This is a genomic window from Mycobacterium sp., from assembly GCF_032159765.1.
In the GTDB taxonomy this organism is placed as follows: domain Bacteria; phylum Actinomycetota; class Actinomycetes; order Mycobacteriales; family Mycobacteriaceae; genus Mycobacterium.
In genome coordinates, this window is sequence record NZ_JAVHWM010000126.1 from 21,411 (window position 1) to 35,440 (window position 14,030).

The 14,030-nt window shown below is 63.4% G+C and carries 13 protein-coding genes and 3 pseudogenes; 10 read left to right on the forward strand and 6 right to left on the reverse strand.

All coding sequences use genetic code 11. The annotated features are described in order from the left end of the window. Nucleotides 1-9 precede the first annotated feature (9 nt). Nucleotides 10-210: an excalibur calcium-binding domain-containing protein gene (locus QOH60_RS13970; RefSeq protein ID WP_526421252.1), complete on the reverse strand. Its 201-nt coding sequence runs from the start codon at nucleotides 208-210 to the stop codon at nucleotides 10-12. Between the two features lie 151 nt (nucleotides 211-361). Here QOH60_RS13970 and QOH60_RS13975 point away from each other — a divergent pair, with 151 nt between their 5' ends. From QOH60_RS13975 to QOH60_RS14000, 6 genes are all read left to right on the forward strand, one after another. Next, nucleotides 362-997 (forward strand): hypothetical protein, encoded by a 636-nt coding sequence (locus QOH60_RS13975; protein ID WP_526421254.1) that lies wholly within the window; start codon nucleotides 362-364, stop codon nucleotides 995-997. A gap of 52 nt (nucleotides 998-1,049) precedes the next feature. Continuing rightward, entirely contained in the window at nucleotides 1,050-2,021 is a 972-nt protein-coding gene (locus QOH60_RS13980; protein ID WP_526421256.1) for a YhjD/YihY/BrkB family envelope integrity protein, read from the forward strand. Beyond that, nucleotides 2,021-2,905, forward strand: coding sequence for a DMT family transporter (locus tag QOH60_RS13985; protein ID WP_526421258.1), 885 nt, complete (start codon nucleotides 2,021-2,023; stop codon nucleotides 2,903-2,905). The genes QOH60_RS13980 and QOH60_RS13985 overlap by 1 nt, the downstream gene beginning before the upstream one ends. A gap of 161 nt (nucleotides 2,906-3,066) precedes the next feature. Beyond that, the gene (locus QOH60_RS13990; protein WP_526421260.1) at nucleotides 3,067-4,371 is read left to right on the forward strand and encodes a diiron oxygenase; all 1,305 of its coding nucleotides are present in this window, start codon (nucleotides 3,067-3,069) and stop codon (nucleotides 4,369-4,371) included. Nucleotides 4,372-4,416: 45 nt separating this feature from the next. After that, complete coding sequence (locus QOH60_RS13995; protein ID WP_526421262.1) at nucleotides 4,417-5,250, forward strand: class I SAM-dependent methyltransferase; 834 nt, start codon at nucleotides 4,417-4,419, stop codon at nucleotides 5,248-5,250. A 260-nt stretch (nucleotides 5,251-5,510) separates the two neighbouring features. Further along, complete coding sequence (locus QOH60_RS14000; protein ID WP_526421264.1) at nucleotides 5,511-5,897, forward strand: hypothetical protein; 387 nt, start codon at nucleotides 5,511-5,513, stop codon at nucleotides 5,895-5,897. A gap of 187 nt (nucleotides 5,898-6,084) precedes the next feature. Here the strand turns inward: QOH60_RS14000 and QOH60_RS14005 are convergent, their stop codons facing one another. Both QOH60_RS14005 and QOH60_RS14010 read right to left on the reverse strand, forming a co-directional pair. Next, the gene (locus QOH60_RS14005) at nucleotides 6,085-7,233 is read right to left on the reverse strand and encodes an alpha/beta fold hydrolase (RefSeq protein WP_526421266.1); all 1,149 of its coding nucleotides are present in this window, start codon (nucleotides 7,231-7,233) and stop codon (nucleotides 6,085-6,087) included. Nucleotides 7,234-7,401: 168 nt separating this feature from the next. Beyond that, nucleotides 7,402-7,848, reverse strand: a complete 447-nt coding sequence (locus QOH60_RS14010; RefSeq protein WP_526421268.1) for a hypothetical protein — start codon at nucleotides 7,846-7,848, stop codon at nucleotides 7,402-7,404. A gap of 704 nt (nucleotides 7,849-8,552) precedes the next feature. On the opposite strand from QOH60_RS14010, the gene QOH60_RS14015 reads away from it, so the two are divergent. Then, on the forward strand, nucleotides 8,553-8,828 hold the full coding sequence (locus QOH60_RS14015; protein WP_526421280.1) for a hypothetical protein: 276 nt from the start codon (nucleotides 8,553-8,555) through the stop codon (nucleotides 8,826-8,828). A gap of 111 nt (nucleotides 8,829-8,939) precedes the next feature. Here QOH60_RS14015 and QOH60_RS14020 read toward each other — a convergent pair. After that, a pseudogene (locus QOH60_RS14020) lies at nucleotides 8,940-9,128 on the reverse strand (helix-turn-helix domain-containing protein); the annotation flags it as partial. A gap of 186 nt (nucleotides 9,129-9,314) precedes the next feature. Between QOH60_RS14020 and QOH60_RS14025 the strand changes: the two are divergent. The 3 genes and pseudogenes from QOH60_RS14025 to QOH60_RS14035 form a co-directional block, all read left to right on the forward strand. Further along, a complete protein-coding gene (locus QOH60_RS14025; RefSeq protein WP_526421270.1) occupies nucleotides 9,315-11,108 on the forward strand; it encodes a PGRS repeat-containing protein in 1,794 nt (597 codons plus the stop codon). A 148-nt stretch (nucleotides 11,109-11,256) separates the two neighbouring features. Next, the gene (gene purU, locus QOH60_RS14030; RefSeq protein WP_526421272.1) at nucleotides 11,257-12,192 is read left to right on the forward strand and encodes a formyltetrahydrofolate deformylase; all 936 of its coding nucleotides are present in this window, start codon (nucleotides 11,257-11,259) and stop codon (nucleotides 12,190-12,192) included. A gap of 164 nt (nucleotides 12,193-12,356) precedes the next feature. After that, nucleotides 12,357-12,479 (forward strand): annotated as a pseudogene (locus tag QOH60_RS14035) (IS481 family transposase); the annotation flags it as partial. A gap of 438 nt (nucleotides 12,480-12,917) precedes the next feature. Here the strand turns inward: QOH60_RS14035 and QOH60_RS14040 are convergent. Beyond that, complete coding sequence (locus QOH60_RS14040) at nucleotides 12,918-13,535, reverse strand: Fic family protein (RefSeq protein WP_526421274.1); 618 nt, start codon at nucleotides 13,533-13,535, stop codon at nucleotides 12,918-12,920. 236 nt (nucleotides 13,536-13,771) lie between these two features. Then, a pseudogene (locus QOH60_RS14045) lies at nucleotides 13,772-14,030 on the reverse strand (Wadjet anti-phage system protein JetD domain-containing protein); the annotation flags it as partial.

The following is a 14,030-nucleotide window of genomic DNA, read 5'->3' on the forward strand; positions in this document are numbered from 1 at the left end:
CGATGCTCACTACCACTCGCAGGCCACGCCATCGTTGTCGCGATCCTGAGGCGCGCAGTAGTGCGGAGTCCCCTGCTTTATGTCACCTTCGCCTGCCTTATGGGCTTCGGTGCAGTTCTTGTAATAGCAACTGGTCGCCGACGCAGTCGGGACCGTTGACCCCGCCAATATCGCTGCCGCCGCCGCTGCGGCCAGAACAGTACGAACCATGATCCCCCTTCGATCTCCCCGAACCCAGGCAGCGTAAATAGTTCACCAGTGACGCCGTTGCACGTTCGCCAAGAAATGGTGAACCTCATCAAAAGGAATGGCCTCGGGAGTAAACCCTCAGGAGTTCAACGACCGTCTTATATTCGACGTCATGAACACTCAGACGATCGCCCCGGCCGTGTCGGCGTTCGTCGCCGCCGTATCAGCTGGCGTCAGTGTCTACTATTCACATCGAGCAACGCGGCGCGCTGAACAATCAGCCCAGAACCAATACGAGGACAACATCCGGGTATGGGCGGAGCGCACGATCGATGTCACGGGGCACCTCGTCGAGCTGTTCCATAACCCAGGCCGTGAAGACGAATTCATCACGGCTAGAACAACTTTGCTCGGCCTGCTGCGCTGCCAGATCGACAAGGGCCGCTGGTACTTTCCGAATACCCACACACAAGATAAGGGCGCGTCGAAGCCTGCTGCCTTTCGCGGAATCCGGCAGCCGATCGTCGATGTCCTCGTATTTCTCTATCAGGCGAGCAGGACAGCGAAGTGGGACGCGCTACCGTCGGCGCGATCAAGAGTGGAAAACTTGCACCGACAGTTCGTTTCGGAAGTCCAGCACCGACTGAATCCCACAGATCGAGACGCCAATTACCGCACATACGTGGCCCAAGTCAGCGCTCAGTTCGTGGAAGAGTCCCTTTCACGTCCCGATGGGGCACAGGCAGTCGTTGCTCCGGCACACCGGGGTGAGACGGTTTCGCAGGCTCCTAAGGGAGAGGGCCCATAGGGTAACTGCAGTCTGCAGAGAACCGTCCGCAACATCGCAGTGGAGTTGAACCATGGTCGCCTGGCTGGACAGGGCACAGCGTCGAAGCCGCGGGGCCGGATTCGCGATTGCCGTCGTCTACAAGTACTTCGACGACCAGGGTGGCTATCTCGCGGCGCTGATCACCTATTACGCGTTCGTGTCGCTGTTTCCAGTGCTGCTACTGCTGACCACCGGGCTCGCTATCGTTCTTGCCGGCCACCCAGAACTCGAGGATCAGCTGGTCCATTCCGCGCTCAGTCAATTCCCGGTCATCGGCGACCAACTGCGCGAACCGTCTGGGCTCAGCGGCGGAGCGACGGGAATCGTCATCGGGGCGCTGATTGCGCTGTATGGCGGTACCGGCGTCGGCCAGGCCGTTCAGAACGCGATGGACACCGTCTGGGCCGTGCCCCGTAACGAGCGCCCCAACCCGCTTCATGGGCGATTGCGCAGCTTGATCCTGTTGTGCGTGTTCGGATCAGCGCTGCTGGGTGCGGTCGCGTTGTCGGCGCTGGCTCACGAATGGGCGGCGTTGGGTTCCGTCGGGCGCGTCGGCATCACCCTGGCGGCGCTCGCGGTCAACTCTGCGGTGTGCATCGTCGGGTTCCGGATGACCACAGTCCGCAGGCTCACCGTGCGTCAAGTCGCACCGGGCGCCATCGCCGCCGCCGTGGTGTGGCAGGTGCTGCAGACGTTCGGCGCCACGTACGTCACTCATGTGGTCAAGACGGCCAGCCGAACCAACAGTATCTTCGCACTGGTGCTCGGTCTGCTCGCCTTCCTCTACCTGACCGCTGTCGCGCTGATCATGTGCGCGGAGATCAACGTCGTTCGAGTCGAAAAGCTCTATCCGCGCGCCTTGCTCACCCCCTTTACCGACAACGTGTCGCTGACCAGTGGCGATCGTAAGGCCTACTCGGTGCAAGCTAAAGCGCAGCGCGCCAAGGGATTTCAAGACATCGACGTCACGTTCCGCCGACCCGACGACGGCGAAGGCGACTGATGCGCGCAGTTGTGGTGCTGCTGGCGTTGCTGTCGGCGTTCTGCATGGGGCTGGGGATTGTGGTCCGCCAGCGGGCCACCATGCAGATTCCGGCGGAGCAGAGTCTGTCCGCGACGATGTTCAAGACTTTGGTGCGGACGCCACGCTGGTGGGCGGGCACCGGTCTGGCGGTCCTGGGCTTCGTGTTCCATGCGCTGGCGCTGGTCCGCGGCTCGCTGCTGCTGGTGCAGCCGATTCTGGTGTCAGCTTTGCTATTTGCGCTGCCCGTCGGCGCGTGGCTGGCACACCGCCGCGTCACCGCCGTGGAATGGGCGTGGGCTGTAGCGCTGACCGCCGCGTTGACCGTGTTCATTCTGCTGACCCACACCAAGCCAGGCCACTACCGCTCGCCCGTGGAATCGTGGAGCATCGCGACGGTGCTGCTGCTTCCGATGGCGGCCGTCTGCGTCCTCGTGGCTGCGCGCACGGCGGGCAGATGGCGCGCGGTGCTGCTGGCCGCGCCGGTGGGCATCATGTTCGGAACGATCGCGGTGCTGATAAAGATCTCGATGCACCGGCTGACCGTCGGCGGTCTGGGGTCGATGTTGTCCGTGCCTGCGCCCTATCTCCTGGTCGTGTTGGCCATCGGCGGGACGGTGTTGCAGCAGTCGGCCTTCCACGCCGGCGCCCTGCAGGTGTCGGTGCCCACGACGGTCGTCCTCGAACCCATCGTCGCGGTACTGCTCGCCGTCATCGTTCTCGGGGAGAACCTGCGCGTCTCGTCAATAGCCGCGACCTGTCTGGCGGTCGCTACCGCCGTGATGATCGCCGCCACGGTCGCGCTGGCACGCAGCGAAGGAGCACACGAAGAGGAGTTGCTGGCGAGCGCAAGTGAAACGTCTTGAAGCGCAGGTCAGAGGGTCAAATCTCGATTGTTGCAGCCCGTTGCTCACCGGAGCGCAGCCGAATTGTGGCCGTAGTGCGACAAAAAACCTGCCCCTAAAGGAAGACTAAGAACGCACAGATTGGTACCGTCATCGAGAATCTGAGCCAAGTGGACGGGGACATGACGGCGATCAACGAGGCACACGGCGCGCTGGAGGGCTCCTATCTAAGCAGGGTGGAGGCCCTCTCTCAGGCAACGACTCGTCTGAATTTCGATCCGTACGTTGACGTCGACTGGGACGCGCCCGAGAACGCCCTGGACGACAACGATCCCCGTTGGCAGCTGGACCCAGAGACCACTCCGCTCGGGGCTACGGAATGGTATGCCGAGCAGCCGTTACAGCGGCGCATTGACATGGGCCGCTGGATTACTGCGAACACTCTCAAGGTCACGCAACAATTCGAGATGATGTTGATCCGCGGAGTGGTGCATTACGCCGGCAGTTTGCCGAATAACTCCCCGGTGTTTCGGTATCTCTTTCACGAACTGACCGAGGAATGCAATCACATCCAGATGTTCCAGGAATTTATCAATCGCACCGGCGAGGATGTTCCCGGAATGCGGCGAGCTTCCCGGATATTCGGCCCGATCCTGGGCTTCATCGGCGGCTATCTCAACGTCTTCCATTTCATCGGGGTGCTTTGTGGTGAGCAGCCGCTGCACCATCAACAGACGCTGCAGCGTCGCGGCGAGGCTCAGGTGCCCCCGCTGCTGACCAAGATCACGCACATTCATTTGGCCGAAGAAGCGCGTCATCTGGCGTTCGCCGACGACCATCTGGCGCACCGGATACGAGATGCCGGGCGCTGGAGGCGGTTTTGGTATTCAGTCTGGTGCCCGCTAGTTCTGCGGTGGTTGATCGGCGAGATGCTCGGGCAACCGCGCGCTTTTGCCCGACAGTTCGGAATCCCGCGGCAAGTCTTCAAGTCCGCCTACTGGAGAAGCGCTGAATCACGCCGGATGATGGCGGAATCGGCCGCTGACGTTCGTCGAGTTGCCGAGGACCTGGGCCTGCGATCGTGGTGGTCGCGGTGGATGTGGCGAGTCTTGGGAGTCGAGGGGCGGCTACCGCGGTACCGCAGTGAGCCCGATCGGAGCCTGACTGCGGCGCGCGGGCCTGGGCCTCGGACGGTGACGAGTCTGCGCGTCATGGCCGCGGCGATCATAGGCATCGTTGCCCTGACTGCCACACCGGTCGGAGGGCGGATTATCGCGTTCGCCGCTGCCGGGGCGTGCGTGTGGGCGATCTACCACGTTCTGCGGGAACGTCGCGGCGGCGTGGTGGGCAACCAGCCATTTGAATGGCCGAGGCTTTTCGTCTGGGTGGTGGTGTGCGTGACCATGATTCCCGTCGGTGGGGTGATCGGGCTCGCTTTGGTGGTGCTCATGATCCTTGCGCTCGCCGAATTCATGCCCACAATCTGATCGGGCCTGCGATAGTTCGGCGCCGGCTCGTGGTACTTTCCGCGCATGCCTGACCTGCCTTACTTTGACTTGCTGATCGACGAGCGGCAGGGCGGTGGTGAGACCGCGCAGCTGTGGGAAAACCAGGTGCACTGGGGTTACTGGGAAGACCCGAAGGCTGCCGAAGGTACTCGAGCCGACTACATCGCGGCGATGGAGCAGATGGACGGTGTGCTGTTGGCGGCCGGCCGAGTTGCCGATGGGCAGCGGTTGCTGGACGTCGGGTGCGGATTCGGCGGAACCATCCAACAGATCAATGCGGCACATGCCGGCATGGACCTCACCGGCCTGAACATCGATCCGCGCCAGCTCGCCGCCGCCGAGGCCCAGACCAAGCCCGCCAATGGCAACCACATCGCCTGGGTCGAAGCCGACGCATGTGCGCTGCCGTTCGAGGACAACTCCTTCGACCGTGTGCTGGCCGTCGAATGCATCTTCCATTTCCCGTCCCGTGAGCGCTTCCTCGCCGAAGCCGCGCGGGTGCTCAAACCGGGCGGCTACGTGGCGGTGTCCGACTTCGTTCCGGCCGTCGCTTTCTTCGCCAAGACCCCGTTCTGGATGGCGATTCGCAGCAGGATCGCGAAGTCCTACGGAACGCTCGGGAGTGTCCCCCTTCGGTCCTACAAGGGCATGGGCAAACGTGTGGGACTGCAACTCGACGCGAATCGCAATATCCGGAAGAACACGATGCCGACGTACCCTTTCCTCATCAAATTCTTCCGTGAGCAGGGGTCGGCGGATGCGCAGAAGACCTTGATCGTCGGTACCCGGTGGATCAAGTGGCTGTCCAGGATGGGCCTCATTCAGTACCGGGTGTACACCTTCTCCAAACCCTCCTGACCTTCGGCTAGGCGGCTGTCCCGCAAGGGTCCCGGTTATTCGGCCCGCTACTTGAGTACCCAGCGCCGATGCGACCAGCCTTCGCGTCGGCGACTATCGCCAGTCCGCGAATCTGAATCCCCTGCGGCGACACGCCGAAACGAATCACAGAGACTTCAGATTCGCGAGGCGCGAGCGCCGTCGGGCCAGTGGCGGTTGCCGCTTCCAAGTCGACGTCGACCGTTGCGCCTCCTCACTCTCGTAAGCGGGACCGGAATAGCGTGAGCACACGTCGAGTGACCTCGAGGTGGTGGCGTCGGTGCTCGCCAACCCAACTGCTGGAGACCTCGTCGACGCGATCAGGCGGAGAATCGGCAATCTTCCAGCCGAGCCTGGCCAAGCATGTGCGCAACGTCGACTGGTCCGGCGCGGGCATCGAAGGCGACGACCTTGACCAGATGGTCGAGTTCATGCTCCGAATCTTTCAATCGTTGGTCATCGATCCCGGTCGCCCGCCACATCGGGGCAAGGAGCTGCGCGCATTCCTTCGCCGGTGGGCGGCACCGACGATCTCCAACGCCGCTCCCACTCGTGCGCAGGCCCCGGCGAAGCGCGCCCGACGCGCCCAGCAGCCGAGGTCAGTCCCAAGAGCCAAGGTCGCCACGTAGCGCCGCGGCGGCCACCACTGTCTCGGCGCTGCCTTGGCCCGCATGGAGATTCGCGTCATGCTCGATGTGTTGTTGCGAGAATCGGCAGGCCCGGACTTGTTAGGGCCCGTGGAATATGTTCGCAGCAACAAGCATTCGGGTGTCCGCCACATGCCAGCCCGGTTGCGGCCACGTTAGACGCACCGAATCAGCAGATCCCTTGTTGCCGCAGAGTCTCTCCAAATGCGTTGACATCGGCTGCGAAGAGTTGTGGCTGCTCGAAGGCCGCGAAGTGCCCGCCCCGCTCTTGGACGGAGTAGTGAATCAGGTTGTACCGCTCCTCGGCCCATACTTTCGGGATCCGCATGAGCTCATATGGATACACCGCGTAGCCGGTCGGAACGTCGACCCGGCCAGTCCACTCACTCAGGACGCCGGTGCCCGCACGCGCCGCCTCGCAGTACAACCTGGCCGCCGAGGTGGCGGTGCCGGTGAGCCAGTAGAGCATCAGATTGTCGATTAGTCGATCAGTACGGATCGGCATCCCGTCGCGGATGTCAGACCATGCGTGAAACTTCTCCAGGATCCAGCCGGCCAGACCCACCGGTGAGTCGTGGAGCCCGAAACCCAGCGAGTGCGGACGGGTGGCTTGCAGTTCCATGTACGCAGTGCCCCCGGCCATCCGTTCCGCAGACGTGATCATCGACGCCAGTTCGTCCTCGGTCACCCCGGTCATCGTGTCGGCAGGGTCGCCGTCGAAAGGCGAGAACAGCATGTTCGTGTGAATCGCCGCGACGTGGGGCGCATAGTGCTCGCCGAGATAGCGGACGACAAGTGCGCCCCAGTCCCCGCCCTGCGCAACGTATTGGGCGTATCCGAATTGGCTCATGACGTCGTCGGCTGCGGCTGCAACCCTCGCGAGGTCGACTCCGACTTCGGTAGTGGGCCCGGAGAATCCGTAGCCTGGCATTGAAAACACCACCACGTGGAACCGTTCACGCAGGTCCGGAAGAACATCGAGGAACTCGATGATCGAGCCAGGCCACCCGTGGATCAGCACCAACGGTATGGCGTCGTCGTGATCGGATCGAGCGTGCAGTACGTGCACCCGCTGCCCGGCGGCGGTGGTGATAGACGATCCCCAGCCATTGAGCTCGGCCTCGGTCGGCCGCCAGTCGTACCCGTCACGCCAACGGTCAACGAGCGACCGAAGGGCCGCCTGGTCGGTTCCGTAATCCCACCCGGAACCCGCGAGTTCGTCTGGCCACCTGGCGGATTCGAGTCGACGGCGCAGATCGTCCAGCTCACCGTCGCCGACAGCGATCTTGAACGGGGTCATCGCATGCGTCGCGCTCATCGTCGTCTTCCTCATCAGCCCCGCCCGACTTTAATGCCATAGCCCCGGATTGGCGTGTGCCTGCAGCTGGTTCGCAGTCGGTTCATGGCGCCGTCGGTCGGGCTGTCGCTCGATGGCGAGCTTGATGGGCGCGCGAGCCCGGTGGTGTGTCACTCCATGGCACGGCGGCTATCTACACAAGGCCGCGATCCGCTCCGCTGCCGCCTGGCCATCGCGTAGCCGAGCAGCCTGTGCCGGCTCGTCGTTGCTGATCCCGGCCAAGGTATGTATCGAAATGTCCTGTAGATCATCGGCGAACAGCCGGATTTCCGTGCTCAGAGGCACCGGTGTGGCCGCGTCCAGGCGGCCAAGAAGATAGGAGCCACCCGCGGCCATCGACAAACGAGCGTTGGCCGCGACCGCTAATTTGGTGGCGGGATCGCCGCCCAGGTCGGCGTGGGTCTGCAGAGACACCGCGGCGCGGACGGTGTCACTGGCGGCGCAGGCGCGCGCTTTCGCGTCAGCGATCTGCTTATCCGTGGCTGGGGGGCCTGCCGTGTTCGACGTCGGCCGCAGGAGCGACCACGCGGCCAGGGCGACGCCGACCGCGGCGATCGCCATGGCTATGGCAGCCATTTTTCGCGACAATCCCACGGCGCTCGGCGGAGGCGTTGCTGGCGCACCCGTATCGTCTGAAACGTCCGATTCCGCGATTTTTTGATGCGACATGACAACACCATAGACCCTCTTGATGCCTTTGCCGGATTTAACTACAAACATAATAATGACGATCAGAAATTAGTAGGTTATGATCTTGATAATTTCCTATACGCTCGGTCCCGGCTGCCGATTCTTAATCGCACCCCGCTACCCATAGCGACGTTCTGTTAAACGCTGCTATGCCAGACTTTTAGTTTGCTGACTGGCATCAAAACATTTGCCTAGCATGATCTGCTTCGAGCACCTTCAGCGTAGCCGATCGAGCAGGGGCTCAGGGCTGAAAGAAGGTTGATGCGTGGCGAGCGACTGCATAGATCGGGGTGTGAGCTGCAGTTACTGCCCAGTGGGCAAAATCGGCGAGGTCTGGCAGCAGACGGATACTCCCGATCGTGCGTTGAGCGCGCACGGGGCATGAGCAAAGGCCGCACATTGTTAGGGCAGTTCGCTAAATATCGCCAGCAACTTAACGCGATAGCTTGTGGAAATTGTCGTTCGGGTGCAGTATTAGGGCGTTGCTCTGCGCGTCTTTTAGCCGTGTGACCCATCAAGAACCCTAGGAAGCAGGGGCCGGAGATCCGCTCTTTGTGGGGATCTCATCATTGTTAACTAGAGGTGGGGTCATGGTCGACACGAAATTCTCGGAGGTGCGTGACGTTGTCACCGAGATGACCGGCGCTGCGACGGCAGATCAGAGCGGCGTGTTGCCGCATCTGCGCTGGGAGCTGTTGCAGGTGATGTCGCGGGTACGGCCGGAAGATCTGTCAGCCGCTGAGATCGCCGCTCTGCTCCTCGTCCTCACTCCGGCCCATTCCCGAGTTATCGGCGGACCAGCCCTCAGGCCAGGACTGCGCGTCGTCGGAATTCGCGGCGAGCACCCTGCGCCTAATCTCGCTTAACAGCGAGTCGATCGACGCCCCGCTCAGGTCACCGGTCAGCGTCGTTAATTCCACTACGCCCAACTCCCCGCTCGACAAGTAGCCCGCGGCCACCAGCGCCTCGACAGGTGAACGCCCGTACGCCCGGGCCAGGGCGACCACCGCGTTGGCGTGTGGGGTGCTGGTACCACGTCGCCATCGGGAAATGCTGGACTGATCGATACCAGTTGCGGCGGCAATGTCCTTCTGCGAAGCGTGGCCGGTTACTGTCCCGACGTAACGCCACCACGTGAGGGGTGTGACGTTCGGCGATTTTGGCATGTGACCTCGCTCAAGCTACTCCACTCCGGGCTGTTCCCGGCGGCACCGACATTCCACGCACGTCCATCCTAGCGTGGATTGCATGCATACATGCATGTGTGTATGCTCACATGCATATAGCAGATGTCTCATAGCACACAATCCGTTTGCCGTGCGGCTCTACAAGTGCCTGATTAGGAGCTTCACATGAAAAAGTCCTTCTACCCATACGCATCCGGTATCGCGATGGCCGGAACTGGTGTCGCGTTGGCGTTCGGCGCCGCTGGCACCGCCGAGGCCGCGCCCGCACCCCCGGTGTCCCCAGCCACGAGCACGCTGTGCGTCACGGGGACAACAGGATGCTCTCCCGGAAACCTGTTCGGGAACAGCGCCCTCGTGTTCAACCCGAGCACTTTCGCGCTCACCCCGAACACACCGACGCCGAATGCGCTGGCAGCGGCAATGGCCTGCCCGTGCGAGCCCATCCACAGCTTCATTGTCAGTGATCCGTTTTACGGCCTTATTGGCCTCGCCGGCTACATCCCGATTGTGAACATCTTCATCAGCAACGGCGTTAACGGCGCACCGGGCACGGGCGCTAACGGAGGCAACGGGGGGCTGTTGATCGGCTATGGCGGCACTGGTGGCAGCGGCGCCCCGGGGCAGGCCGGCGGCAACGGCGGCCGAAGCGGGTTCTTCTTCGGTAACGGCGGTGACGGCGGAACCGGCGGGCTCAGCGCGACCGGCGGTAACGGCGGCGACGCCGGCCCTCTGTCGCTCTTCGGCCACGGCGGCAACGGCGGGACCGGCGGCGCCGGCACCCCAGGAACGATAGGCGCGGCGGGCGTCGGCACGGCAGTACCCGGCACGACCGGTGTCACAGGCACGACCGGTGCCACTGGCGCCAACGGTGTGAACACGCCTCCCACGGGCCCTGCGGGCACCGAAGGCGCAGCCGGCGCGGCCGACACCGTGACCGGAGGCAACGGTCTCCCGGGCACCGACGGCAACCCCGGCGGTGCCGGCGGAGCCGGAGGAGCAGTGGCGGGCACAGCGCCCGTCGCGACCGGCGGCAACGGAGCTAATGGCGGCAACGGCACCCCAGGCGCCAACGGCGGCGCTGGCGGCGCAGGCGGAGCTTCGTCAACCACCGGCGTAAATGCAGTGGCGATCGGCGGCAACGGCGGCAACGGCGGCAACGGCGGAACCGGCGCGACTAACGGTGGCGCAGGCGGCGCTGGCGGCGCTGGCGTCAGCACCACCGGAGTCGGTGCGGGCGGCAACGGCGGCACCGGCGGCAACGGCGGAATCGGCGCGGCCGGACAACCCGGCGGAGCCGGCGGGACCGGCGGCGCAGGTACAGCCGGCGCCCCCGGCACTGCTGTCGGCGGTGCAGGCACACCCGGCGGACCCGCAGGCGCCGGAGGTAATGGCGGCAGCGGCGGATTCTTAGGTGGTGGCGGCAATGCCGGTAACGGCGGCACCGGCGGCACCGGAGGCACCGGCGGAACCGGCGAGGCCGGCGCGGCAGGTGGCGCGGGCGGCACAGGCGGCACGGGCGGCACAGGTGGCAACGGCGACGCCGGTGGTAACGGTGGCGTCGGCGGCGCAGGTGGCGCAGGCACAGGCGCCGGCGGCACAGGTGTCGGCGGCACAGGTGGCCTCGGCGGTTCAGGCGCTACCGGCGGTCCGGGCGGTGCAGGCGGCCTCGCGGGCGTCGGCGGCCTTGGCGGCGCGGGCGGCACCGGAGCTGCAGGCGGCGCGGGCGGCACAGGCGGAACTGGCGGCGCAGCCGGTACCCCCGGTAGCAGCGGTCCGTTCGGGGTCCATCCCGGCGCGACCGGGACCACGGGTGCCACCGGCGGCACAGGCGCCACCGGCGCAACAGGCGCAACCGGCGCAACAGGCGCAACCGGCGCAACAGGCGCCACCGGCAGCGCTGGCACCGCTGGAGCCGGCGGCACCCCAGGCACCAACGGGGCCCCTGGCGCATCGTCATAACCGGCACGGCAGGGGTCTCACTCAGAGGCCCTGCCGTTCGGCAGCGGGGGCGTCGGCTATGCCGGCGCCCCTTCTGCTATTCAGCAGATACCTTCTCAGTAACAGTCGCTGTTGTGCGGCAAGAACTTTCAGTTAGAAAGCGTTGGTCATGATTTCCCTGAACAACGGCGACACGGCCGACGTGTCGGTCGCTGGCCCGCACCCCCAGGTCTGTCCCGGCGCGTTGCCGATCAATGATGTCGGCAGGTTGTTGCTGCGCTGCGCAGATCGGCCTGGGTTGGTTGCGGCAGTCAGTTCCTTCCTTGCCCAGGCCGGCGCCAACATCGTGTCGCTGGATCAGCATTCGACCGAGCAATCGGGTGGAACTTTTATGCAACGCACCGTCTTTCATCTACCCGGGTTGGCGACTGCGCGAGACGAATTAAAACGTGACTTCGGTATGCAGGTAGCCTCGCGGTTCGATATGGATTTTCGGCTCACGGAGGCGTCCAGACCCAAGCGAGTAGCCATCATGGCGTCACAGGCTGACCACTGCCTAGCGGATCTCATGTGGCGCAACCGCCGCGGTGAGCTGGATATGTCAGTGGTAATCGTGATCTCCAACCATCCCGACCTGGCCGAGCAGGCCCGTGCGTTCGGTGTGCCGTTTCTGCATGTGCCCGCTACCAAAGACACACGGGCGCAAGCAGAACGACGTCACCTCGCCGTCCTGCGTGACAACGTCGACCTGGTGGTACTGGCCCGTTATATGCAGATCATCACTCCCCATTTCCTCGCCGAGGTCGGTTGTCCTTTGATCAACATCCATCACTCGTTTCTGCCGTCGTTCATCGGTGCAGCGCCCTATCGGCAGGCGAAGGAGCGCGGGGTCAAACTCGTGGGCGCGACCGCTCACTACGTGACCGAAAAACTCGACGACGGGCCAATCATCGAGCAGGACGTCGTACGAGTGGACCATCGTCACGGTGTCAGCGATCTGATACGCCTCGGCGCCGACGTCGAACGCGCCGTGCTGTCCCGGGCGGTGTTGTGGCATTGCGAGGACCGTGTCATCCCATACGGCAACCAGACGATCGTCTTCTGACACCATCGGCACACACACCGGCTCTGCATTGCCTGCCAGCGGAGTGAAGACACCGAGGGATCGGTACGCACGAGCAGGAACGTAATCATCACAAACGCTTATGAAGAACTGGCTGAGACGTCCGCCGGAGACACCTAGCCGCCGACCCGTCAGTCATCAAAGTGCCTGCGGTATCAACGATCTGGCGCATCCTGTCGCGGCATGGATTCGTCATCGCCCAACCGCACAAACGGCCCCGCTCAGCCTGGAAGCGCTTCGAAGCCGACATGCCCAACCAACGCTGGCAAGCCTCATCGACGACCGCGACATCCGCGTTCTCGACCGCACCAGCGGCCCACCCGCGACTACCAACCACGCGGCGTCAAATGCTGAAACTCACCCGAAAACAGGATCTAGGTGTAAACCATGTCTCAGGACACCCGTCAACGATGTCCCGAGACATGACATTTGGTAGCCCTCAGTCGGTTCAGTCCAACACATCGTTGACCGATGCGAAGAGTGATGCGGATGCAACTGACAGGTCGTCACGATTCGTCTCTCCGCTCAGTCAGCGGCGACGGATCACCGCCCGGTTGCGGGCTGCGGTAGTTGAGGCATATGAGTCAGGACAGTCCAGCCGGCAGGTAGCGGAGCAGTTGATGCTGGGCCGCACGACAGTTTTGAAGATCCTCAAGGCTGCAGGGGTGACTGTCCGTCCGCAGGGCCGCAGATGACATCTCATTCGCCTATCGGCCTGGATTCGAGCAATCTCGCAAGACTCGTGACGTCCGGTCTGCGTCGTACCGACGAAGCAGGTTGATATAGCTGACTTTGTCGACATTCCAGTCATACTGGAACACCGGATCGGAATCTTGTGCAGCAACGAACAGTAAGTCTGCGAGAAGCCTTGTGGTACGACCGTTTCCGTCGACGAACGGGTGTATCCTTACCGTCTCGGCATGGGCCACAACACCCAGTTCACGCGGCGTCCAGTCGTCGGTGTTCTCCCATCGATACAGGATCGTGCCCAACGAATTGCGGAGATCGACAGCAATCTGCTCGTATGCAACCCCGATGTTGACATCATGCGTCCGCCATTTGCCCGCCCATGTCCAAATCTCTCCGTAAAGGCGGGCGTGCAGGTCTTTGAGGAAGTAGTCGGTCAGCAGTTCACTGGGCTGCAGCGAGCCCTCTAGAGCCGCGGTGAGAAGCTCCTCGGCCACCTGCTCCTGGACGCCCTGTTCCAAATCGTAGACCGCAGCCCGAGTTACAGGATCACCCAAAATCCGCACGACATCCGGCAGCAAAGACGCCAATTCGTCGTCAGGAAGCGGTGTTTCGCCATACTCCGGAGTCAGCGGCATCAAGGACGTGGATTACGCGCTGCCAAGAAACGCTTCACAGCTGGTGACCGTATGAAGCCGGCAGGGACTACGCGATTCTCGAGTTTTGCCGAGGCTTTGGCGGATCGGGCGGCAGCCCGCCTCACGGCGTCCTTCGTCACGACATGACAACGGTCCACTGCCAGCACCTCCTTATCAATCCTCGGCCGACCACACATCTTACTGCGGTGTACGCAGTCACTGTCACTCTCACGGTTGACTGCCGGTAGCCGTTGCTCAACCCAATGCCAGCCAATTCGCTCCTGTTCGAGGCGCACACGTTCACCCAACCCGTCTACGACCAGCGACGAATAGAGAGCCTGCTCGTCGGGTGTCAGTCGCCGCAGGACCGACGTGGCTTGACGGTCTTCGGTTACCCAACGGTCGCGATGGGCCAGCAGCGTCTCACGGTCCATCAGCACCGAGCGTGCTCGTGGGAGCCACGCCCGCAGACGGTCGAGAATCGCGAATCCGTGG